Raw genomic sequence first — 22,339 nt, 5'->3', positions numbered from 1 at the left:
ATCAGCGATCCTCGCGATCCTGGCAGATCCGCGCCAGCGCCGCATCGTAGCGCGGCGCCAGGTCCTCGATGCGCTCCAGTTCCATGCCCAGGTCGTGCACGCGGCCGTCGCGCAGGCTGTAGACCCAGCCGTGCACGGTCAGTTCCTGGCCGGCGCTCCAGGCGTCGCGCACGATCGAGGTGCGGCTGACGTTGACCACCTGCTCGAGCACGTTGAGTTCGCACAGGCGCGCATGCTGCAGGCTCAGGTCGCCGGCCTGCTGCAGGCAGCCCTCGTGCTTCTCGGCCACGTCGGTGACATGGCGGATCCAGTTGTCGACCAGGCCCAGGCGCGCGCGGGTCAGTCCGGCATGCACGCCGCCGCAGCCGTAGTGGCCGACCACCAGGATGTGCCGCACCTTCAGCACCTCGACCGCGAACTGGATCACCGACAGGCAGTTGAGGTCGGTATGCACGACCACGTTGGCGATGTTGCGGTGGACGAACACCTCGCCCGGCGCCATGTCGATGATCTGGTTGGCCGGCACCCGCGAATCGGAGCAGCCGATCCACAGGTATTGCGGCGTCTGCTGCTTGGACAGGCGGCTGAAGAAATCCGGGTCCTCGCGATTGATGCGCTCGGACCAGGCGCGGTTGTTGTGCAGCAGCTGATCGATTTTGCTCATAGCGGCGCATTATCCCAGAAGCCGGCGCGCGCATGGGCGCGGCGCGGCCGCAGCGGGCATGGGGCGGTTCATCGGCGCGCGGCGACGGTGCGTACACACGCCGGCGTATGTTGCGTCGGGGCCGAGCGGCGCGTCCGCGCTCGTGCGCGGCGGCAGGCGGTCAGCGCCGCTGCAGGCGCTCGCGCATCAGCGCGGCCACCGCCTGCGCGCCAGGATCGGCCTGCGCCTGCAAGGCCTCGCTCACCGCCGCCACGTTCGCGGCCGGGTGGTTCTGGCTGAGCTTGAATTTCAGCTCGACCCGCTCGGGTTCGAAGCGGAAGCCGACGATGCCGCGCAACTGGCGCCGGTGCGCGTCGTTGTGCGGCTCGTAGCGCCAGTCGCTGCCGATCGCCTGCTCGTGGCGCTCGCTGAGCCGCGCCACGATGTCGGCCAGCAGCGCCTCGTCGTCGCTGACCTGCAACTGGCCGTGCAGCTGCGCGGTGGCGTAGTTCCAGGTCGGCACGCGCGCCATCGCCTCCTTGTCCGGATACCAGCCCGGCGACACGTAGGCCTGCGGGCCGTGCACGATCAGCAGCGCCGGGCCGGCATGCCGCGACTGCGGATTGGCGCGCGCCCAGTGGCCTTCGATCACGATGCGCGCGCCGTCGCGCCGGTACAGCACCGGCAGCGGTGTGGCGCAGGGCAGGCCGTCGGCGACGGTGACCAGGGTGACGAACGGATCGCGCGCGATCAGCGCGTCGAGCGCGCCTAGGTCGGTTTCGGCGAACGCGGACGGGACATACATCGGCGGCTCAGGCGCGAGCGCCGAGGGTCTGGGTCATGCGGCCGCGCAGCGCCGCGTCGTCGTCGGCCTGCGGCGGCGACACTTCACCGAGCGAAAAGCCGCGCGCCAGCGCATCGTCCTCGTCCAGGCCGTCGTAAGCGACGAACTCGGCGTCGAACAAAGCCGCCTGCGCGGTGTCCTCGCTGTCGTAGCTGAGCGTGTTGCCGTCGCTGTCCAGCACCTCGGCGGTGCCGGCCTCGCGCACGCGCAGGCGTGCCCACACCAGGATGCGGCCGAGGCTGGCCAGGTACCAGCGATCGGCGGCGGAAGCGTCTGAAGTCATGAAGTCACCACGGAAAGCAGCCAGAGCAGGGCGGCCATGCCCAGGCCGAAGAAGATGGTCAGCAGCGACAGCCAGGCCGGCGTCGCCAGCCCGGACAGCGAGCGGTCGCCGAGCGGGCGGTAGCGCCGCGCCAGCAGCCAGCCCAGCGCCACCGGCTTGAGGAAGGCGCCGGGGCCGAACGCGGCCACCAGCGGCGGATGCCGGTCGCGGATATGCACCAGGGTCAGCGGCCAGAAGATCACGAACGCGCTGAAGCCGGCGATCGCCACGCCGACGAAGCACAGCGCGAAGAACAGGATCATGGCGAAGTCTCCTCAAGCGGCGCATCGAAGCGTGCGACGATTTCGATGGGGCCGACGATGTTGTCGTTCAGCGCATCCAGCGCCTCGGCCGGGATCCACCATTCGGTGTGCTGCGCGCCGCCCACCTTCTGGATCGGATACGGCGCCAGGAACGCCGCGCGCACTGCGAACCGCGCCACGTAGCCGACGCCGCTGTCCTTGACGTTCCAGCGCCCGGCGATCTCTTCGGCGTAACGCTGGTTGGTCACCGGATAGAAGATCGGCTGCTCGGGCAAGCGCGGCGGCCAGCGCCGGAACCCGGAGTCGCGCACCAGCGCGAACTCCTCCGGTCCCAGCGGCCGATACATGGTCACCGTGGCGGCGGCGTCGGTCATCGCCTCAGAACTCGGCGCTACCCGGCGCGCGCGGGTAGGGGATGGCATCGCGGATGTTGCTCAGCCCGCAGATGTAGACCACCAGGCGCTCGAAACCCAGGCCGAAGCCGGCGTGCGGCACCGTGCCGTAGCGGCGGAAGTCGCGGTACCAGCCGTAGTGCTGCGGGTCCAGGCCGAACTGCACCATGCGCGTGTCCAGCACGTCCAGGCGCTCCTCGCGCTGGCTGCCGCCGATGATCTCGCCGATGCCCGGGGCCAGCACGTCCATCGCCGCGACGGTCTTGCCGTCGTCGTTCAGGCGCATGTAGAAGGCCTTGATGTGCTCGGGGTAGTTGGTCACCACCACCGGGCGGCCGACGTGCTGCTCGGTCAGCCAACGCTCGTGCTCGGTCTGCAGGTCCAGGCCCCATTCCACCGGGAACTCGAACTTGTGCCCGGACTTCTGCAGCAGCGCGATCGCATCGCTGTATTCGATGCGCTCGAACGGCGAGTTGATGAACGCCTCCAGCTTGCTGATCGCGGTCTTGTCCACGCGCTCGGCGATGAACGCCAGGTCATCGCCGCGTTCCTCGAGCACCGCGCGGAACAGGTACTTGAGGAAATCCTCGGCGACCCGCGCGTCCTCGGCCAGGTCGGCGAAGGCGATCTCCGGCTCGATCATCCAGAACTCGGCCAGGTGCCGGGTGGTGTGGCTGTTCTCGGCGCGGAAGGTCGGGCCGAAGGTGTAGACCTTGCTCAGCGCCAGGCAGTAGGCCTCGACGTTGAGCTGGCCGGACACGGTCAGGAAGGTTTCCTTGCCGAAGAAGTCGCGGCCGAAATCGACCTGGCCCTTGCCGTCGCGCGGCAGGTTGGCCAGGTCCAGGGTCGACACGCGGAACATCTGCCCGGCGCCTTCGGCGTCGGAGGTGGTGATGATCGGGGTGCTGATCCAGTTGTAGCCGTTGTGGTGGAAATAGCGGTGCACCGCCTGCGCCAGGCAGTTGCGGATGCGGGTGACCGCGCCGAACAGGTTGGTGCGCGGGCGCAGGTGCGCCACTTCGCGCAGGAATTCCAGCGAGTGTGCCTTGGGCTGGATCGGGTAGGTCTCCGGGTCCTCGACCCAGCCCACCACCTCGATGCCCTCGGCCTGGATCTCGAAGCTCTGGCCCTGGCCCTGCGAGGCGACCAGGCGCCCGCGCGCGATCACCGCGCAGCCGGCGGTCAGCCGCTTCACTTCCGACTCGTAGTTGGGCAGCTCGGCCGGCGCCACCACCTGGATCGGCGCGAAGCACGAGCCGTCGCTGACGTTGACGAAGGACAACCCCGCCTTGGAATCGCGCCGGGTGCGGACCCAGCCGCGTACCGTCACTTCGCCGCCCGCCGGGATCTTCCCGGCCAGCGCATGCTCAACGCTTACCACCGTCATGACTTGAATCCCCGCCGTAGCGACTCGATATGGAACGGGCAAGTGTACTGGCTGAACCGCGGCGCTTGCGAGGCGTGGCGCGCATCCGCCGCAGCGCTTCCTCCCTATAATGACCGTTCGCTGTTCCCGGAGTCGTTACGCCATGGCCATCCACCTCACCCCTGCCGCCTTCGAGCGCGTGCAGCGCTTCGTCGCCCAGACCCCTGGCGCGCTGGGCCTGCGCTTCGGCGTCACCAAGACCGGCTGCTCCGGCTGGGGCCACGTCACCGACCTGGCGCGCGAGGCGCATTCGGACGATGCGGTGTTCGAGCAGGACGGGGTGCGCATCTACGTCGACGCCGCCAGCCTGCCGCTGGTCGACGGCACCGAGATCGACTTCGCCAAGCAGGGCCTGGGCGAGACCTTCATCTTCCGCAACCCCAACGCCACCGCCGAATGCGGCTGCGGCGAGAGCTTCACCACCGCCGCCGAGCACGCGTCCGCCGCCGCGTCCTGAGCGCACGCGCCGCGCTCACCACGCGTAGTGGGTCAGCACCAGCTGCGGATCCAAGTCCAGGCGCCCAAAGCCGATCTCGCAGACCTGTCCCTCGACGAACTGCGCGCATAGCGTCTCGGTCAGCCGCAGGCGCAGCCGCCGCCGTGCCATGTCGACCCCGCACACATGGGCCGCGGTGAAATCGAAAAAATGGCCGACCGCGCCGAACGCGGCCTTGAACAGGCTTTCCTTGGCCGAGAACAGCGCGGTCAGCAGCGCGTCGTGCGACCACTGCAGATTGGCCGCGGCGGCCAGCAACTTGGCTTCTTCCGCATCGATCGCCACGCCCAGCACCGCCTCGCGCGCGGCGGGTGCGAGCAGCCGTTCCAGGTCGATGCCGATGCCCTCGGCCTGGCCGGCCGGCAGCGCCACTGCCGCCGCGCAGCCATCGCTGTGGGAAATGCTGCCCAGGCTGCCGGCCGGCCAGCGCGGCTCGCGCGCCGCGCCGATCGCGATCTCGGCCTGCGCCTGCGCCGGACCCAGCACCTCGCCCAACGCCAATTGCGCGGCCAGGCGCCCGAACAGGAATTCCGCCTGGCGCTTGCGCACGCTGCGCGCGACGCTGTCCGGGCAGGCGATCGCCGCGGCGGCGAAGGCCTGCGGCTGGAAGCGCTCGGCATCGAAGGCCAGCGCGTACAGCGGCGTGCCGTCGTCCAGCAGGTAGCGCCGCGCGCCGCACAGGGCCGTGGCGACCGCCGGTGGCAGGTCCAACTGCAGCGGCTGGCCGGCATGGGGGCCAGCAGGGCTGGCGAGCAGGTCGGCGCTCACTGTGCGTCTCCGGCGGGCGTGGTGCGCAGCGGGCAATGCGACGCAGCGTCCCTTGTGGCGCGACCCTTCCGAGCGGGCCTGGGCACGCGCTCGCGGCCTGCGGGAGCGGGCAGGGAAGACGGCCGTGCAGTGGCCGCGGCGCTCGAGAGGGCAAGGGAGAGGGGATTCACCCGATCAGTGTCGCAAAACCGACAACGGCCTGGCAGCGGCGATCTCGGCCGGCTGCCGGTCGGCAGGCGGCGGGCTGAATGGGCGGGCGGAACCCCGGTCCTTGCGGCGCGGCGCCTGCGCTGCCATACTTTCCGGCTTCCTGCGCCCGTCGTGGCGGGAACCCTTGCCCCACCGCACCCGTCCCTGGGCCTGGCGGGGGGCTGTCCGGCCCTCGGGCCACATCCGAAAGGTATAACCACATGAGTCGTCATTACGAAATCGTGTTCCTGGTCCATCCGGACCAGAGCGAGCAGGTCCCGGCCATGATCGAGCGCTACAAGTCGCTGGTCGAGAACGGCAGCGGCACCATCCACCGTCTGGAAGACTGGGGCCGCCGCCAGCTGGCGTACCCGATCCAGAACCTGGTGAAGGCGCACTACGTCATGCTCAACATCGAAGTGGACCAGGCCATCCTCGCCGAGCTGGTCGAGAGCTTCCGCTTCAACGACGCCGTGCTGCGCCACCTGGTGATCAAGCGCGACGGCCCGGACACCGAGCAGTCGCTGATCATGAAGAGCAAGGACGAGAAGGGCGACAAGCCCGAGCGTAGCGAGCGCCGTCGCCGCGACGACGAGGAAGGCGATGCGCCTGCCGCCGCCACCGATACCGACGGCGACGCCGCCGAAGCCGCCTAAGGAGCACTGCCATGTCCAAGTTCTTCCGTCGCCGCAAGTTCTGCAAGTTCACCGCCGAGGGCGTCAAAGAGATCGACTACAAGGATCTCAACACCCTGCGCCAGTACCTCACCGAGAACGGCAAGATCGTGCCGAGCCGCGTGACCGGCACCAAGTCCAAGTACCAGCGCCAGCTGGCCACGGCGGTCAAGCGCTCGCGTTTCCTGGCGCTGATCCCGTACACGGACAACCACGACATCTGATGTGACTGCTCCGGAAGCGCCCGCACGTCTGTGCGGGTCCTTCCGAGCAACAGCCCGCACATCCGTGCGCGGGTTATTCAATAGAAGTCCTGGTGATCGAAGAGTGCGGTGTTGGTTGGGGGTTTTGCGATTCCCGATTCCCGATTCCCGATTCCCGGCTTCTCCTATTCGGACAGCAAGCGTTGCGGGCGCCCACGGGCGTGCGCTAACGAATAACGGAGCAACACCATGCAACTGATTCTCCTGCAGAAAGTAACCAACCTGGGCGGCCTCGGCGACAAGGTCGACGTCAAGCCGGGCTATGGCCGCAACTTCCTGGTGCCGCAGGGCAAGGCCGTGCCGGCGACCGCCGCCAACATCGCCGAGTTCGAGGCCAAGCGCGCCGACTACGAAGCCAAGGCGCAGTCGATCCACGCCGACGCCGAGGCCCGCGCGGCCAAGCTGGAAGGCGCCAGCGTGACGGTCAAGGCCAACGCCTCCACCGAAGGCAAGCTGTACGGCTCGGTCGGTCCGCGCGACATCGCCGAGGCGTTCACCGCCGCCGGCCTGCCGCTGGAAAAGGGCGAAGTGGTGCTGGGCGAAGGCGCGTTCCGCAACATCGGCGAGTACGAGGTGCTGGTGCGCCTGCACGCCGACGTCGAGACCACGGTCAAGGTCGTGGTCGAAGCCGAAGCCTGATCCACGGCTTCCATGCTGTACCGAAACGGGCGCCGCAAGGTGCCCGTTTCGTTTGCGGCCTCCGGCCCCGGCGCCCGCTGGGGCCGTTATACTCACCGGTTCGTGCCTGTTTCCTGTCCGGCGATCGTAGTCGTATCAAGGGTTTGGAAGCGGGACTTCACCTGGATATTCACTAGCGGCAGCGCGTGCCGGCCTGCCGGCCGCCGCTGCCATGGATTGCTGCCCCATGCGCCTGTCGACCATCAAGCTGTCCGGCTTCAAGTCCTTCGTCGATCCGACCACGCTGCACCTGCCGACCAACATGACCGGCATCGTCGGTCCGAACGGCTGCGGCAAGTCGAACATCATCGACGCGGTGCGCTGGGTGATGGGCGAAAGCTCGGCCAGCCGCCTGCGCGGCGACTCGCTGACCGACGTGATCTTCTCCGGCTCCTCGGCGCGCAAGCCGGTGTCGCAGGCCACGGTGGAGCTGATCTTCGACAACGCCGACCACACCATCTCCGGCGAGTACGCCTCGTTCAACGAGATCTCGGTCAAGCGCCAGGTCAGCCGCGACGGCAGCAGCAGCTACTACCTCAACGGCACCAAGTGCCGGCGCCGCGACATCACCGACCTGTTCCTGGGCACCGGCCTGGGCCCGCGCAGCTACTCGATCATCGAGCAGGGCATGATCAGCCAGATCATCGAGGCGCGCCCGGAAGACCTGCGCGTGTACCTGGAGGAAGCCGCCGGCATCTCCAAGTACAAGGAGCGGCGCAAGGAAACCGAGACCCGCATCCGCCATACCCGCGAGAACCTGGAACGGCTGGGCGACCTGCGCGAGGAGATCGGCAAGCAGCTCGAGCACCTCAAGCGCCAGGCGCGCCAGGCCGAGCAGTACCAGGCGCTGCAGGAGGAACGCAAGGTCAAGGACGCGCAGTGGAAAGCGCTGGAATACCGCGGCCTGGACGGCAAGCTGCAGGGCCTGCGCGAGGCGCTGGGCCAGGAAGAGACGCGGCTGCAGCAGTTCATCGCCGAACAGCGCGACGCCGAGGCGCGGATCGAGACCGGCCGCGTGCGCCGCGAGGAGGCCGCCGACGCCCTGAGCAAGGCCCAGGCCGAGGTCTACCAGGTCGGCAGCACCCTGGCGCGCATCGAGCAGCAGATCCAGCACCAGCGCGACCTGTCGCAGCGCCTGCACAAGGCGCGCGACGAAGCGCAGCTGGCGCTGGCCGAGCTCGGCCAGCACATCAGCGGCGACGAGGCCAAGCTGGCACTGCTGCGCGAGTCGGTGGACGTGGCCGGGCCGCAGCTGGAGCAGCTGCAGGAAGACAACGAATACAAGCAGGAAGCGCTGCGCGAGGCCGAAGCCAGACTGGCCGACTGGCAGCAGCGCTGGGAAGCGCACCAGCGTTACACCGCCGAGGCCTCGCGCGCCGGCGAGGTCGAGCGCACCCGCGTCGATTACCTGGACCGGCAATCGCTGGAGGCCGAGCGCCGCCGCGAAGCGCTGGTCGCCGAACGCGCCGGGCTGGACCTGGACGCGCTGGCCGCCGCGTTCGAGCAGGTCGAACTGCAGCACGAGACCCAGCGCGCTGCGCTGGACGGACTCAACGAACAGGTCGAAACCCGCAAGCAGGCGGTGACCACACTGCAGGAACAGCAGCGCGGCGCGCAGGCGGAATTGGCCGAAGTGCGCAAGCAGGCGCAGGCCGCGCGCGGCCGGCTGTCGTCGCTGGAAACTCTGCAGCAGGCCGCGCTCGGCCAGGAGCAGGGCGCCGCGGTGGCCTGGCTGCAGGCGCGCGGGCTGGATTCGGCGGCGCGCGTGGGCGAGCGCATCAGCGTGGAAAGCGGCTGGGAAAACGCGGTCGAAGGCGCGCTCGGGCAACTGATCGAAGGCGTGCTGGTCGATGCGCCGGAGACCTTGGTCGATGCGCTGGGCGAACTCGGCGAAGGCCGCATCGCGCTGGTCAGCAGCGACGAGGAGGCTGGCAGCTTCGCGCCGACCTCGCTCGCCGCCAAGGTGCAGGGCCCGATCGCGATCCGCCGGCTGCTGTCGCGGCTGCACGCGGCCGAGGACCTCGCCGCCGCGCGCGCCCTGCTGCCGCAGCTGGGCGAGGGCGATTCGGTCATCACCCGCGACGGCGCGCGCCTGGGCGAGGGCTGGCTGCGCGTGTCGCGCTCCGGCGCGGCCAAGCAGGGCGCGTTGCTGCGCGAGCGCGAGATCCAGGACCTGCGCGGCCAGATCGACGCGCTGCAGGACCGCGAGGCGGAGCTGGATCAGCGCCTGGCGAGTTTCCGCGAGCAGTCGCTGGCCGCCGAACAGCAACGCGAGGAAGCACAGCGCCAGCTGTACCAGGCGCACCGCAGCGTCTCCGAACTGGCCGGCCAGCTGCAGAGCCAGCAGGGCAAGGTGGACGCGGCGCGCACCCGCATCGAGCGCATCGAGGCCGAGATCGCGCAACTGCTGGAAACCCTGGACAGCAGCCGCGAGCAGGCGCGCGAGGCGCGTTCCAAGCTGGAGGACGCGGTCACCAGCATGGGCGACCTGGAAACCACCCGGCACGCGCTGGAGAGCGAGCGCCGCCAGTTCACCGAAGCGCGCGACCTGGCCCGCGATGCCGCGCGCCGCGTACGCGAGGCCTCGCATGCGCTGGCCCTGACCCTGGAATCGCAACGCGCGCAGATCGCCTCGCTGAGCCAGGCGCTGGAGCGCATGGGCAACCAGCGCGGGCAGCTGGATTCGCGCCTGGGCGAACTCAGCGCGCAGCTGAACGAAGGCGATTCGCCGGTGCATGCGCTGGAAGCCGAGCATCAGGCCGCGCTCAGCGAACGCGTGCGTACCGACCGCGCGCTCGGCGAGGCGCGCGCACTGCTGGACGGCATCGACAACGAATTGCGCGGCCTGGAACAGACCCGCCAGCAGCGCGACGAACAGGCGCTGGCGCAGCGCGAGCGCATCGCCCAGCGCCGCCTCGACCAGCAGGCGCTGGTGCTCAGCGCCGAGCAGCTGTCGGCCGCCGTGGTCAAGGCCGGCTTCGTGCTCGAGGATGTGATCAACGGCCTGCCCGAACAGGCCGATCCGGCCGAATGGGAGCAGGCGGTGCAGCAGATCGATGGGCGCATGCGCAGGCTGGAACCGGTCAACCTGGCCGCGATCAGCGAATACGGCGAAGCGGCGCAGCGCGCCGAATACCTGGAGGCGCAGGACATCGATCTGAACACCGCGCTGGAGACCCTGGAGGATGCGATCCGCAAGATCGACCGCGAGACCCGCGGCCGCTTCAAGGACACCTTCGACCGGGTCAATTCCGGCGTGCAGGCGCTGTATCCGCGCCTGTTCGGCGGCGGCCATGCCTACCTGGAACTGACCGGCGAAGACCTGCTCGACACCGGCGTGGCGATCATGGCGCGCCCGCCAGGCAAGCGCGTGTCCAGCATCTCGCTGCTGTCCGGCGGCGAGAAGGCGATGACCGCGGTGGCGCTGGTGTTCGCGATCTTCCAGCTCAATCCGGCGCCGTTCTGCCTGCTCGACGAGGTCGACGCGCCGCTGGACGAAGCCAACGTCGGCCGCCTGGCGGCGATGGTCAAGGAAATGAGCGAGAAGGTGCAGTTCCTGTTCGTCAGTCACAACAAGGCGACCATGGAAGCGGCGCACCAGCTCAGCGGCGTCACCATGCGCGAACCGGGCGTCAGCCGCCTGGTCAGCGTGGATCTCGAGGAAGCCGCGCGTTTGGCGGGCGCGGCCTGACGTGACATGCTAAATACGTTGTCTTCCCCCTACGCACCCCTGCCGGAGTAACCCCTCAATGTCCGACATGGCACTGCTACGCATCGGCATCCTCGCCGCCGGCCTGCTGCTGATCGCGGCGATCTTCCTGTTCGGTCGTCCGAAGAAACCGACCCAGGGCCGGCGCGTGGACGCGGCCGATCCGGCCACGCCGACGCCGCGCCGCGAGCCTTCGCTCGGCGACGCCGCCGCAAGCGGCGAGGCCGACGCCTTCGCCGCACCCGAGCAGGACGGCGCCCTTGGCCAGCCCGAGCTGGGCCTGCCCGCCGCCGAATCGGCCAATGCCGACCTCGGCAAGCGGCCGAGCCAGGACTTCGACAAGATCGTCTCGCTGTACGTCGCTGCGCGCGCCGGCCAGGTGCTGCGCGGCGAGGACATCGTGGTCGCCGCCGAGAAGACCGGCCTGGTGTTCGGCCACATGAACGTGTTCCACCGCCTGGTCGAAGGCCATCCCGAGCGCGGCCCGATCTTCAGCATGGCCAGCATCATGAAGCCAGGCAGCTTCGACATGGCCCACATCCGCGAGATGGAGACCCCGGCGATCGCGTTCTTCCTGACCCTGCCGGCGCCGTTGACCGCGCTCGACGCCTGGGAAAAAATGCTGCCGACCGTGCAGCGCATGGGCGAACTGCTCGACGGCGTCGTCCTGGACGACAGCCGCAACGCCCTCGGCCGCCAGCGCATCGCCCACATCCGCGACGACCTGCGCGCCTACGACCGCCAGCACCAGGCGCCGCCGTTGACGAAGGCCCCACGCTGGTAAGCGTGGGCCGGGATTGGGGAGTCGGGATTGGGGATTCGTAAAAGCGAATCTGCTGGCGTCTCCCTTCTCCCTGCGGGACTCACGGCCCCCTTTTGGGGGGAAGGTGCCCCGAAGGGGCGGATGAGGGTACGGGAGCCGAGGAGGTTACCGGCCGATGAGGTTAGCGGCGGAGTCAGCTTTTACGAATCCCCAATCCCAACTCCCCAATCCCAAGCCCGCTACTTGCGCGCTTTCAAGAACGCCTCGCGGAACCGCAGCATCTCCGCTTCGGTGCCGACGGTGATGCGCACCAGCTTCGGCCAGATCGGCCAGTTGCGGCCGACCATCACGCCTTGCTTGGCCATCGCCGCGGCGAAGGCCTTGCCGTCGCGCTTGACGTCGACCATGAAGCAGTTGGACTGCGACGGCAGGCATTTGTGGCCCTTGCTCTGCAGCCAGGCGATGGTCTCGTTGCGGATGCGCGCGTTCTCGGCGCGCCGTGCCGGCACCAGTTGCACGTCGCGCAGGCTGGCGATGCCGGCGGCGACCGCGGTCACCGCGACCGGGTTCTCGCCGAACGCGGCGAGCTTGGTCAGCAATCCCGGCGAGGCCACCGCCAGGCCCAGGCGCAATCCGGCCATGCCGTACAGCTTGGAGAAGGTGCGCAGCACCAGCAGGTCCTGGCGCTGGCCGATCAGATCGACCACCGACGGCTGCTCGCTGTAGTGGATGTAGGCCTCGTCGACCAGCAGCACGCTGGAGGCGGGCTTGTTGGCCAGCAGCCATTCGATGTCGGCGCGCGCGGTGATCGAGCCGGTCGGGTTGTTCGGGTTGCACAGGTAGATCAGCCCGGCGTTCGGATCGGCGCTGGCCATGGCCTTGACGTCGTGCCCGCCATCGGCGCGCAGCGGCACCCGCCGCACCGGGGCGCCGTTGGCGGCGGCGACGTCGGCCACCGCCTCGAAGGTCGGGTCGGCCACCACCACGCCGGCGCGTGCCGAGGTGAATGCGCGCGCGGCGCGGTTGAGCGGATCGCTGGAACCGGGGTAGACCGCGATGTGGTTGCTGGGCAACTGGTGCTCGCCGGCGAACAGCGCGATCAGGTCGTTGGGCAGCTCGAACAGGTAGCGGCCGGCGCGCGGCAGGATCGTCTGCACGGCGTCCAGCGCGGCCGGGGAGGGCCCCAGCGGGCATTCGTTGAAATTAAGGTAGACCGGGCCGACGGCCGGCGCCACGCCCGGAGCCGCGGCCGCCGCCTTGCGCTTTGCCGCCTCCACGCCGGGCGCCAGGCCCAGGGCGCCGACGGCCAGGCCCGAGGTGGCGAGGGAAAGGAAGGAACGGCGTGAAACGGGTAACGACACGGCACTTCTCCAGGCGGAACGTCGAAACAGGAACGCAAAGCTAACGTTCCCTTAACGTTGGGGCAAGGCTTGTGGCCGGGATTGGGATTGGGGATTCGGAGATGCAGGGGTTCGGGATTCGATGGGGCGGAACCGCAGGACTCCGGGTCGGATGGGAAATGGGGTCGGGGAGTGGAGAAGGTGCGGGTAGTGCGGAGTGTCCGCTTAGCCCCTCTCCCACCGGGAGAGGGGTTGGGGTGAGGGTACGGCCGTCCATGAACGCAGGACGTTCGGCGGCAGGCTTACCCTCATCCGCCCCTTCGGGGCACCTTCCCCCAAAAAGGGGGCCGTGAGTCCCGAGGGGAGAAGGGAGTGATCTCGACATCGTTCAGGAGCTTGCAATCCCGAATCCCAATCCCGAATCCCGGCCCCGCCCAACATTTCCCCTTGCCAGGCACGCAGTTACTATCGCTCCCCTCTCAGTCACCTGTCCCGGCCGCGCATGACCGCTTCATCCGATCTCCAGCAGCGCGTCGCCGCGTTGCGCCAGCGCATCGAAGACGCCAACGATCGCTACTACGTGCACGACGATCCGTCGATCACCGATGCCGAGTACGACGCGTTGATGCGCGAGTTGGAGGCGCTGGAAGCCGAGCATCCGCAGCTGGCGCGCGACGACTCGCCGACCCGTACGGTCGGCGCGCGTCCCGACGGCGGCTTTCCGGAAGTGCGCCACGCGATCCCGATGCTGTCGCTGGCCAACGCGTTCGAGACCGCGGGCGTGGCCGACGACGCCGACGATCGCACCCGCTTCGCCGAGGTCGCCGATTTCGAGCGGCGCATCGAGCGCGAGCTGGAACTGGCCGCACCGGTGTTCTCGGTCGAGCCGAAGCTGGACGGCCTGGCGATCAGCCTGCGCTACGAGGAAGGCGTGTTCGTGCAGGGCGCCACCCGCGGCGACGGCAGCACCGGCGAGGACGTCACCGCCAACCTGCGCCAGGTGCGGTCGGTGCCGCTGAAGCTGCGCGCGACCGGCACGCCGTTGCCGGCCGTGCTGGAAGTGCGTGGCGAGATCTACATGCCGCGCGCGGCGTTCGCCGCCTGGAACGCGAAGGCGCTGGAGCGCAACGAGAAGCTGCTCGCCAACCCGCGCAACGGTGCGGCCGGTTCGCTGCGGCAACTGGATCCGGCGGTCACCCGGCGGCGGCCGCTGGCGTTCTTCGCCTATTCGGTGGGCGAGGTGCGCGGCCTGGAACTGCCCGAGACCCATTCGCAGACGCTGGAGCTGCTGCGCCGCTTCGGCTTCCCGGTGGCGCCCGAGGTCGCCACCGCCACCGGCTTCGACGGCCTGATCGCGTATTTCCGCCGTATCGGCGCCAAGCGCGACAGCCTGCCGTACGACATCGACGGCGTGGTCTACAAGCTCGACGACTACGACCAGCAGGCGGCGATGGGCTTCGTCTCGCGCGCGCCGCGCTGGGCGCTGGCGCACAAGTTCCCGGCGCAGGAGCAGTCCACCGTGTTGCGTGCGATCGAAGTGCAGATCGGCCGTACCGGCGCGGTCACGCCGGTGGCGCGGCTGGAGCCGGTGCAGGTGGCCGGCGTCACCGTCACCAACGCGACCTTGCACAACGCCGACCAGATCGCGCGGCTGGATGCGCGCGAAGGCGACACCGTGATCGTGCGCCGCGCCGGCGACGTGATTCCCGAGGTGGTGCGGGTCATCGAAGAGCGGCGGCCGGCCGGCACGGTGCCGTGGACGATGCCGGCTACGTGCCCGGTGTGCGGCTCGGAGCTGGTCAAGGAAGAGGATGCGGTGGCCTGGCGCTGCAGCGGCGGACTGGCCTGCGCGGCGCAGCGCAAGGAGGCGGTGCGCCACTTCGCCTCGCGCCGGGCGCTGGACATCGAGGGTCTGGGCGATCGCCAGGCCGATGCGCTGGTCGAGTTCGGCTTCGTGCATTCGCTGGCCGACCTGTACGCGCTGAGCGTCGAAGACCTGGTGCGGATGAAGGCCGCGCTGGATGCGGCGACCGCGGCCGACCTGGCGCAGGCGGTCGCCGACAGCAAGGGCGCGCTGGCTTTGGATGCGCAGGGGCAGCAGGCGCTCGCGCAGGAAACGCCGGACTGGACGCGCGCCGAGTTCCTGCGCGCGCACCTGGCCGTGGACCTGGGCGGCAAGCTGGCGACGAAATGGGCGGAAAACCTGGTCGCCGGCATCGACGCCAGCCGCAACACCACCTTGCCGCGCTTCCTGTTCGCGCTGGGCATTCCGCATTTGGGCGAGACCACCGCCAAGGCGTTGGCGCACTGGCTGGGCTCGCTGGAGTTCGTGCGCAGCACGCCGGCGGTGCTGCTGCAGGCGCTGCCCGACATCGGCGGCGAGGTCGCGCGCTCGATCGCCACGTTCTTCGAGCAGCCCGGCAACGCCGCGGTGGTCGATGCGTTGATCCAGGCCGGCATCCGCTTCGCCGACGAGGGCGCGCCGCCGGCGGAACTGCGCGAGCGCCTCGACCTGGCGCACCTGCTGACCACGCTGCCGGTGGACAAACTCGGCGGCAAGAGCGCGCAGCGATTGGCGTCGACCTACGGCACGCTCGACGCGCTGCTGCGCGCCAACGAAAGCGGCTGGACCGGCGCCGGGCTGTCGACGGCGGGTGCGGCCAATCTCGCCGCGTATCTCGCAGATGACGCGCGGCTGCGTGCGTTGCGCGAGGCCGATGCGGCGATGCGGCGCCTGCTCGATGCGGCGCCGGCGCAGGCCGAGCGCCGCGCCGCGCCGCTGGACGGGCAGACCGTGGTGCTGACCGGCACCCTGCAGCAACTCAGCCGCGATGCGGCCAAGGCGCGGCTGGAGGCGCTGGGCGCGAAGGTCGCCGGCAGCGTGTCGAAGAAGACCACGTTCGTCGTCGCCGGCGCCGAGGCCGGCTCCAAGCTGGACAAGGCGCAGGAGCTGGGCGTTGCGGTGTGGGACGAGGCGCAGCTGCTGGCCTTGCTCGGCGAGCACGAGGGGCAGGGATGAGCCGGGCGCCGGACGCGGCGCGCGCGAGCGGATCGCTGCGATGAGCGATGCCGTGGACCTGGCCGCGCTGCGCCTGCGCGCCGCGCTCAACGCGCGCATCCGCGCCTTCTTCGCCGCGCGCGAGGTGCTCGAGGTGGAGACGCCGATGCTGTCGGCGGCCGGCAACACCGAGCCCAACATCGACAGTTTCCAGACCCGCTTCAGCGGTCATGTCGATGCCGGTCCAGCGCTGCGCTGGCTGCGCACCTCGCCCGAATATCCGCTGAAACGGCTGCTGGCCGCCGGCGTCGGCGACTGCTACGAACTGGGCCGGGTGTTCCGCAACGGCGAGGCCGGCGGCCGCCACAACCCCGAGTTCACCATGCTGGAGTGGTACCGGGTCGGCTGGAACCATTTGCAATTGGTGGACGAGACCGTGGCGCTGGTGCGCGAGGCGCTGGCGCTGGTCGCGCGCACGGCGACGCTGCACGTGGTCACCTACCGGCAACTGTTCCTGCAGGCGCTGGAGCTGGATCCGTTCCTGGCGCCGCTGGAGGCATTGCAGCAGCCGTTGCGCGACGTGCGCATCGACCCGGCGGGACTCACCCGCGACGACTGGCTCGATCTGCTGATGACCCACCGCCTGCAATCCGCATTTCCGGCCGATCGCATCACCGTGGTCCACGACTGGCCGGCCACGCAGTGCGCGCTGGCGCGCATCCGCGACGCGCAACCGCCGGTGGCCGAGCGTTTCGAGTTGTACCTGGGCAGCTACGAGCTGGCCAACGGTTACCACGAACTCAACGACGCCGCCGAGCAGCGCCGCCGCTTCCTGCGCGATCACGCGTTGCGCAGCGCGCGCGGTGCGGTGCTGCCGCCGCTGGACGAGCGTTTGCTGCAGGCCTTGCCGGCGCTGCCCGATTGCGCCGGCGTGGCCGTCGGCGTGGATCGCCTGCTGATGGCGATGCGCGGCACGGCATCGATCGGCGACGTGCTCGCCTACGATTTCGCGCGAGCCTGAACCGCGAAGCGTTCAGCAAGCATTTCCTTGCTTTGTCGATGCCGATGATGGTTTGATCCAGCCAAGCATGCGGTCGATGCGCGGTGGAGTGGTCTCGTTGTTCAGGTTCTACGCATGGGGGCAGCGCCAAGCATGAAGTGGTCGTACGGGCTCGGCAGCTGGTGTTGGCTGGGATTGGCCGTCGCGGCATGGCCGGCGGCGACGCCGGCGCAGGTGCCCGACGCCTACGCGGCCGCGGTGGTGCGCTGCGAATCGCGCGACATGGGCTGGGTGCATTGCCCGATGCCGACCGGGCAGGGTGTGGAACTGGTCCGGCAACTGTCCGACAACGATTGCATCCGCGGCAGCGAATGGGGCTCGGACGGCACCGGCGTGTGGGTGACGCTGGGCTGTCGCGCCGAATTCCGTTCCAATCCGCCCGAACCCACGCGCAGCGCGATGCGCCGCGTGTTGCGCTGCGAATCCGATGGCCGGGTCGAAAGCTGCCCGGTGATGCTGCGCGGCGCGCCGGTGCGGCTGATGCGCCAGTTGTCCTCGGTGCCGTGCCGCGAGGAGCGCAGCTGGGGCGTGCGCCGCAACGAGATCTGGGTGTCGCGCGGTTGCCGCGGCGAATTCGAGATCGGCGCCAGCGACGGCTCCGGCTTCCCGGTCGGCGCGCGTCCGGTGCTGTGCGAATCCAAGGGGCGCTCGCGGCGCCGCTGCGGGGTCAGCATCCACAGCGGCGTGCAACTGCGCCGGCAGCTGTCCGGCACCGCATGCGTGCAGGACGACAGCTGGGGCTGGGACCGCGACGGCATCTGGGTCGACAAGGGCTGTCGCGCCGAATTCAGCGTCAACTGAGCAGGTCGCCGCGGTTTGCCGACGCGCCGCCGGGGCTCAGGCGAGGGTCCTAGGCCGCCGGTTCGCGTCACATTTGCGAATCCCCGCTTTTCCACAGCCGTATGGCTGGTCATCCCCAATCCCGGGCCGTTTACAATAGCCCGATGAACGCCGCCCTCGATATCGACTACGCCCGCTACGACCATATCCGCCCGATCCTGTGGACCGGCGACGCGCTGGAGCTGCTGGACCAGCGCAAGCTGCCGTTCGTGGTCGAGCACGTGCAATGCACCGACAGCGACCAGGTCGCCGCCGCGATCCACACCCTGGCGGTGCGCGGTGCGCCGGCGATCGGCATCGCCGCCGGCTGGGGCGTGGTGCTGGCCGCGCGCGACGTGCAGGCCGACGACGGCGCGCAGGCCCTGGCCAAGCTGGAACCGGCGCTGCAGCGGCTCAATGCGGCGCGTCCCACCGCGGTCAACCTGGCCTGGGCGCTGATGCGCATGCGCAAGGCGCTGGCCGCGGCCGGCACCGACTGGCGCGAGGCGATCGCCCGCGAGGCGCAGGCCATCGCCGAGGAAGACCTGGCCGCCAACCGCCACATGGGTGCGCTCGGCGCTGGCCTGATCGCGCCCGGCAGCGGCGTGCTGACCCACTGCAACACCGGCTCGCTGGCCACCGCCGGCTTCGGCACCGCGCTGGGCGTGATCCGCGCCGGCATGGCCCAGGGCCGCATCGCCAAGGTGTTCGCCGGCGAGACCCGGCCGTGGCTGCAGGGCGCGCGGCTGACCGTGTGGGAACTGCAGCAGGACGGCATCGACGCGACCCTGATCGCCGATTCGGCGGCCTCGCACCTGATGAAGACCGGCGTGGTGCAGTGGGTGATCGTCGGCGCCGACCGCATCTGCGCCAACGGCGACACCGCCAACAAGATCGGCACCTACCAGCTGGCGATCGCTGCGCGCCACCACGGCGTCAAGTTCATGGTGGTGGCGCCGTCGTCCACCGTGGACATGGACACCGCCGACGGCGCGCAGATCGAGATCGAGCAGCGCGACCCGGGCGAGCTGTTCGGGGTGGGCGGGGTGCGCACCGTGGCCGACGGCATCGCCGCCTGGAACCCGGTGTTCGACGTGACCCCGGCCGATCTGATCGATGCCATCGTCACCGAGCGCGGGGTGATCGAGCGGCCGGATCCCGAGCGCATGCGCGCCGCGTTCGGCGGCTGAGCCGCGGCAACCGCGCCAGACCCCCTGCACGGCCCCGCAAATCCACGCAAGTGCTTGTTCGGGCCGGCAAAAACCGGGCATTCGCGCGCCTGTCATGATAGAATCCGGCGGTTCGATCGACCGCTGCGCGCCGTAGATTTCCGGCGCCGGCAGGCCCGCTTGCCGCGGGCCGGCGTCCTGGTCGATTAGCCACCAGACTTACGGAACCCGAATGGCAGAATCCGCCAAGGAAATCATCCAGGTCAACCTGGAAGACGAGATGCGCAAGAGCTACCTCGATTACGCGATGAGCGTGATCGTGGGGCGTGCCCTCCCGGATGCGCGCGACGGCCTCAAGCCGGTGCATCGCCGCGTGTTGTTCGCGATGAACGAGCTGGGCGCGCACAGCAACAAGCCCTACTACAAGTCGGCGCGTATCGTCGGCGACGTCATCGGCAAGTACCACCCGCACGGCGACCAGTCGGTGTACGACACGCTGGTGCGCATGGCGCAGCCGTTCTCGCTGCGCTATCTGATGGTGGACGGGCAGGGCAACTTCGGCTCGGTCGACGGCGACTCGGCGGCGGCGATGCGCTACACCGAGGCGCGCATGTCACGCCTGGCCCACGAAATGATGGCCGACATCGACAAGGAAACCGTCGATTTCCAGCCCAACTACGACGAGAAGGAACTGGAACCGACGGTCATGCCGACCCGGTTCCCGAGCCTGCTGGTCAACGGCTCGGCCGGCATCGCGGTGGGCATGGCGACCAACATCCCGCCGCACAACCTGACCGAATCGATCAATGCCTGCCTGGCGCTGATCGACAACCCGCAGATCGACGTCGACGGGCTGATGGAATACATCCCCGGCCCGGATTTCCCCACCGCCGGCATCGTCAACGGCACCAGCGGCATCGTCGCCGGCTACCGCACCGGCCGCGGCCGCGTGCGCATGCGTGCCAAGGCCGAGATCGAGATCCAGGACAACGGCCGCGAAGCGATCGTGGTCAACGAGATCCCGTACCAGGTCAACAAGGCGCGGCTGATCGAGAAGATCGCCGAGCTGGTCAAGGAAAAGAAGCTCGAAGGCATCAGCGAACTGCGCGACGAGTCCGACAAGGACGGCATGCGCATCTACATCGAGATCAAGCGCGGCGAAGCCGCCGATGTGGTGCTGAACAACCTGTACCAGCAGACCCAGATGGAGTCGGTGTTCGGCATCAACATGGTGGCGCTGGTCGATGGCCGCCCGCAGTTGCTGAACCTCAAGCAGATGCTGGAGGCGTTCGTCCGCCACCGCCGCGAAGTGGTCACCCGCCGCACCATCTTCGAACTGCGCAAGGCGCGCGCACGCGCGCACATCCTCGAAGGCCTGACCGTCGCGCTGGCCAACATCGACGAGATGATCGAGCTGATCAAGACCTCGGCCAACCCGACCGAGGCGCGCGAGCGCATGCTGGCCAGGCGCTGGGACGCGGGCCTGGTCGGCGCGCTGCTCGGCGCCGCCGGCGCCGATGCCTCGCAGCCGGAAGACCTGCCGGCCGGCGTGGGCCTGCTCGCCGACGGCTACCAGCTGACCGACGTACAGGCCTCGCAGATCCTGGAAATGCGCCTGCACCGCCTGACCGGGCTGGAGCAGGAGCGCCTGACCGAGGAATACAAGCAACTGCTGGAGGCGATCGCCGGGCTGATCCGGATCCTGGAAAACCCCGACGTGCTGCTGCAGGTGATCCGCGAGGAGCTCATCAGCATCCGCGAGGAATACGGCGATGCGCGCCGCACCGAGATCCGCCACAGCGAGGAAGACCTCGACATCCTCGACCTGATCGCGCCGGAAGACGTGGTGGTGACGCTGTCGCATGCCGGCTACGCCAAGCGCCAGCCGGTCAGCGCGTACCGCGCGCAGCGCCGCGGCGGCCGCGGCCGCAGCGCGGCGGCGACCAAGGAAGAGGATTTCATCGACCAGCTGTGGCTGGTCAACACCCACGACACGCTGCTGACCTTCACCAGCAGCGGCAAGGTGTTCGCGCTGCCGGTGTACCAGTTGCCGGAGGCCGGTCCGAACGCGCGCGGCCGCCCGATCATCAACTGGATCCCGCTGGAGAACGGCGAGCGCGTGCAGGCGGTGCTGCCGGTGCGCGACTATGCCGGCGGCCGCTACGTGTTCTTCGCCACCCGCAACGGCATGGTCAAGAAGACCCCGCTCAGCGACTTCGCGTTCCAGCGCAAGGCCGGCAAGATCGCGATCAACCTCGACGAGGGCGACGCCCTGGTCGGCGTGGGCCTGACCGATGGCGAGCGCGATGTGCTGCTGTTCGCCTCCAACGGCAAGACCGTGCGCTTCTCCGAACGGCCCAAGGACGACGAGGCCGAGGACGGCGCCATCGACGAGGGCACGGGCGAGGACAACGGCGACGATGAGGTCGCGCTGGCCGAGGCCGTCGAGGACGGCGACGACGCGCGCAGCCCGCGCCGCAAGAGCCGCGGCGGGGTCAAGCCGACCGGCCGCAGCAGCCGCGGCGTGCGCGGCATCCGCCTGGCCAAGAGCGAATACGTGGTCAGCCTGATCGTGGCCGAGCCGGCCGAGGGCCAGGACGAGGATGCCGAGGACATCGAGACGGCGCCGGAAACGGAGGCCGACGTCGAGGCCGAGGCCGTGGTGCGCAACGGCGACGAGCCCGATGCCTACATCCTCACCGCCACCGAGAACGGCTACGGCAAGCGCACCCCGTTGGCCGAGTACCCGCGCAAGGGCCGCGGCACGCAGGGCGTGATCGGCATCCAGACCAGCGAGCGCAACGGCAAGCTGGTCGGCGCGGTGCTGCTGAGCACCAAGGACGAGGTGTTGCTGATCTCCGATGGCGGCACCCTGGTGCGCACCCGCGCCTCGGAGATCTCCCGCGTCGGCCGCAACACCCAGGGCGTGACCCTGATCCGCCTGTCCAAGGGCGAGAAGCTGCAGGCGGTGGAACGCCTGGATGGGTCGCTGGCCGAGGAAGAGCCGGTCGATCCGATCGCCGGCGAGGAAGGCAGCGTCGAAGTCGCCAGCGAGTTGCCGTCGCAGGACTGAGTCGGGCCCGAGCGGGACAGGACGACGCCGGCGCAATGCCGGCGTCGTCGTTTGCGGCGCGCAAGCGCGGCAATGCCGACCGCCGCCACGCAATGTGGGCACGCATGCCATGTCGCAGACATCGCCGCGGCGCGCACGATGGAAAGCACGCAGCGGAACCAAAGCCCCTCTCCCCTCGGAGAGGGGTTGGGGTGAGGGTACGGCGCGAAGCTCGCGCTGCCCGGCTGCGCGTTGCTTCGCCCGCACCCTCATCCTCTCCTTCGGGGCGCTCTCCTCGCGCAAGGGGCCCATGGTCCCGACGGGAGAAGGCAACTGCGACCAGCCGCAGCGTTGCCGATGCGATGGGGGCAAGCCCCTCTCCCCCCGGGAGAGGGGTTGGGGTGAGGGTACGGCGCGAAGCCTCGCGCTGCCCGACTGCACGCTGCTTCGCCCGTACCCTCATCCGCCCCT

Annotated in this window: 19 protein-coding genes; 11 read left to right on the top strand and 8 right to left on the bottom strand. The window is 69.5% G+C overall.

Annotated elements, in window-relative coordinates; all coding sequences use genetic code 11:
* Window position 1: 1 nt before the first annotated feature.
* The 6 genes from can to asnS all read right to left on the bottom strand — a co-directional run bounded on the left by can (window position 2) and on the right by asnS (window position 3,851).
* Window positions 2-664 (bottom strand): carbonate dehydratase, encoded by a 663-nt coding sequence (gene can / locus NUG20_RS12105; protein WP_263394729.1) that lies wholly within the window; start codon window positions 662-664, stop codon window positions 2-4.
* A gap of 160 nt (window positions 665-824) precedes the next feature.
* Window positions 825-1,448: an FMN-binding negative transcriptional regulator gene (locus tag NUG20_RS12100; RefSeq protein WP_263394728.1), complete on the bottom strand. Its 624-nt coding sequence runs from the start codon at window positions 1,446-1,448 to the stop codon at window positions 825-827.
* Window positions 1,449-1,455: 7 nt separating this feature from the next.
* A complete protein-coding gene (locus NUG20_RS12095) occupies window positions 1,456-1,770 on the bottom strand; it encodes a hypothetical protein (protein ID WP_263394727.1) in 315 nt (104 codons plus the stop codon).
* Window positions 1,767-2,072 carry a hypothetical protein gene (locus tag NUG20_RS12090; RefSeq protein WP_263394726.1) on the bottom strand — a complete coding sequence of 102 codons (306 nt, stop codon included), beginning with the start codon at window positions 2,070-2,072 and terminating at the stop codon, window positions 1,767-1,769. The genes NUG20_RS12095 and NUG20_RS12090 overlap by 4 nt, the downstream gene beginning before the upstream one ends.
* The gene (locus NUG20_RS12085) at window positions 2,069-2,494 is read right to left on the bottom strand and encodes an ADP-ribosylation/crystallin J1 (protein ID WP_263394725.1); all 426 of its coding nucleotides are present in this window, start codon (window positions 2,492-2,494) and stop codon (window positions 2,069-2,071) included. Before NUG20_RS12085 ends, NUG20_RS12090 begins: the two co-directional genes overlap by 4 nt.
* Complete coding sequence (gene asnS, locus NUG20_RS12080; RefSeq protein WP_263394724.1) at window positions 2,451-3,851, bottom strand: asparagine--tRNA ligase; 1,401 nt, start codon at window positions 3,849-3,851, stop codon at window positions 2,451-2,453. The genes NUG20_RS12085 and asnS overlap by 44 nt, the downstream gene beginning before the upstream one ends.
* Before the next feature lie 142 nt (window positions 3,852-3,993).
* Between asnS and NUG20_RS12075 the strand changes: the two genes are divergently transcribed.
* Entirely contained in the window at window positions 3,994-4,347 is a 354-nt protein-coding gene (locus NUG20_RS12075) for a HesB/IscA family protein (RefSeq protein ID WP_263394723.1), read from the top strand.
* 15 nt (window positions 4,348-4,362) lie between these two features.
* Here the strand turns inward: NUG20_RS12075 and NUG20_RS12070 are convergent, their stop codons facing one another.
* Entirely contained in the window at window positions 4,363-5,154 is a 792-nt protein-coding gene (locus NUG20_RS12070; RefSeq protein ID WP_263394722.1) for a 4'-phosphopantetheinyl transferase family protein, read from the bottom strand.
* A gap of 410 nt (window positions 5,155-5,564) precedes the next feature.
* On the opposite strand from NUG20_RS12070, the gene rpsF reads away from it, so the two are divergent.
* From rpsF to zipA, 5 genes are all read left to right on the top strand, one after another.
* Entirely contained in the window at window positions 5,565-5,999 is a 435-nt protein-coding gene (gene rpsF / locus NUG20_RS12065; RefSeq protein WP_263394721.1) for a 30S ribosomal protein S6, read from the top strand.
* 11 nt (window positions 6,000-6,010) lie between these two features.
* Window positions 6,011-6,241 (top strand): 30S ribosomal protein S18, encoded by a 231-nt coding sequence (rpsR, locus tag NUG20_RS12060; protein WP_003473336.1) that lies wholly within the window; start codon window positions 6,011-6,013, stop codon window positions 6,239-6,241.
* Window positions 6,242-6,469: 228 nt separating this feature from the next.
* The gene (gene rplI / locus NUG20_RS12055; RefSeq protein WP_185816238.1) at window positions 6,470-6,919 is read left to right on the top strand and encodes a 50S ribosomal protein L9; all 450 of its coding nucleotides are present in this window, start codon (window positions 6,470-6,472) and stop codon (window positions 6,917-6,919) included.
* Window positions 6,920-7,145: 226 nt separating this feature from the next.
* Window positions 7,146-10,649 carry a chromosome segregation protein SMC gene (gene smc, locus NUG20_RS12050; RefSeq protein WP_263394720.1) on the top strand — a complete coding sequence of 1,168 codons (3,504 nt, stop codon included), beginning with the start codon at window positions 7,146-7,148 and terminating at the stop codon, window positions 10,647-10,649.
* A gap of 58 nt (window positions 10,650-10,707) precedes the next feature.
* Window positions 10,708-11,451 (top strand): cell division protein ZipA, encoded by a 744-nt coding sequence (gene zipA / locus NUG20_RS12045; RefSeq protein WP_263394719.1) that lies wholly within the window; start codon window positions 10,708-10,710, stop codon window positions 11,449-11,451.
* 218 nt (window positions 11,452-11,669) lie between these two features.
* Here zipA and NUG20_RS12040 read toward each other — a convergent pair whose 3' ends face one another.
* Window positions 11,670-12,791: a pyridoxal phosphate-dependent aminotransferase gene (locus tag NUG20_RS12040; RefSeq protein WP_263394718.1), complete on the bottom strand. Its 1,122-nt coding sequence runs from the start codon at window positions 12,789-12,791 to the stop codon at window positions 11,670-11,672.
* 481 nt (window positions 12,792-13,272) lie between these two features.
* Between NUG20_RS12040 and ligA the strand changes: the two genes are divergently transcribed.
* The 5 genes from ligA to gyrA all read left to right on the top strand — a co-directional run bounded on the left by ligA (window position 13,273) and on the right by gyrA (window position 21,889).
* The gene (gene ligA, locus NUG20_RS12035; RefSeq protein ID WP_263394717.1) at window positions 13,273-15,789 is read left to right on the top strand and encodes an NAD-dependent DNA ligase LigA; all 2,517 of its coding nucleotides are present in this window, start codon (window positions 13,273-13,275) and stop codon (window positions 15,787-15,789) included.
* A gap of 40 nt (window positions 15,790-15,829) precedes the next feature.
* Window positions 15,830-16,789, top strand: coding sequence for an EF-P lysine aminoacylase EpmA (epmA, locus tag NUG20_RS12030; protein ID WP_263394716.1), 960 nt, complete (start codon window positions 15,830-15,832; stop codon window positions 16,787-16,789).
* Between the two features lie 132 nt (window positions 16,790-16,921).
* Window positions 16,922-17,629, top strand: coding sequence for a DUF3011 domain-containing protein (locus tag NUG20_RS12025; RefSeq protein ID WP_263394715.1), 708 nt, complete (start codon window positions 16,922-16,924; stop codon window positions 17,627-17,629).
* Between the two features lie 143 nt (window positions 17,630-17,772).
* Window positions 17,773-18,837 (top strand): S-methyl-5-thioribose-1-phosphate isomerase, encoded by a 1,065-nt coding sequence (mtnA, locus tag NUG20_RS12020; protein ID WP_263394714.1) that lies wholly within the window; start codon window positions 17,773-17,775, stop codon window positions 18,835-18,837.
* A gap of 211 nt (window positions 18,838-19,048) precedes the next feature.
* Window positions 19,049-21,889, top strand: coding sequence for a DNA gyrase subunit A (gene gyrA / locus NUG20_RS12015; protein WP_263394713.1), 2,841 nt, complete (start codon window positions 19,049-19,051; stop codon window positions 21,887-21,889).
* The last annotated feature ends 450 nt before the right edge of the window (window positions 21,890-22,339 follow it).

It is taken from the genome of Xanthomonas sp. CFBP 8443 (assembly GCF_025666195.1).
Lineage (GTDB): Bacteria > Pseudomonadota > Gammaproteobacteria > Xanthomonadales > Xanthomonadaceae > Xanthomonas_A.
Note: the sequence above shows the minus strand (reverse complement) of the source record. Positions and strands in the feature narration are given on the sequence as shown.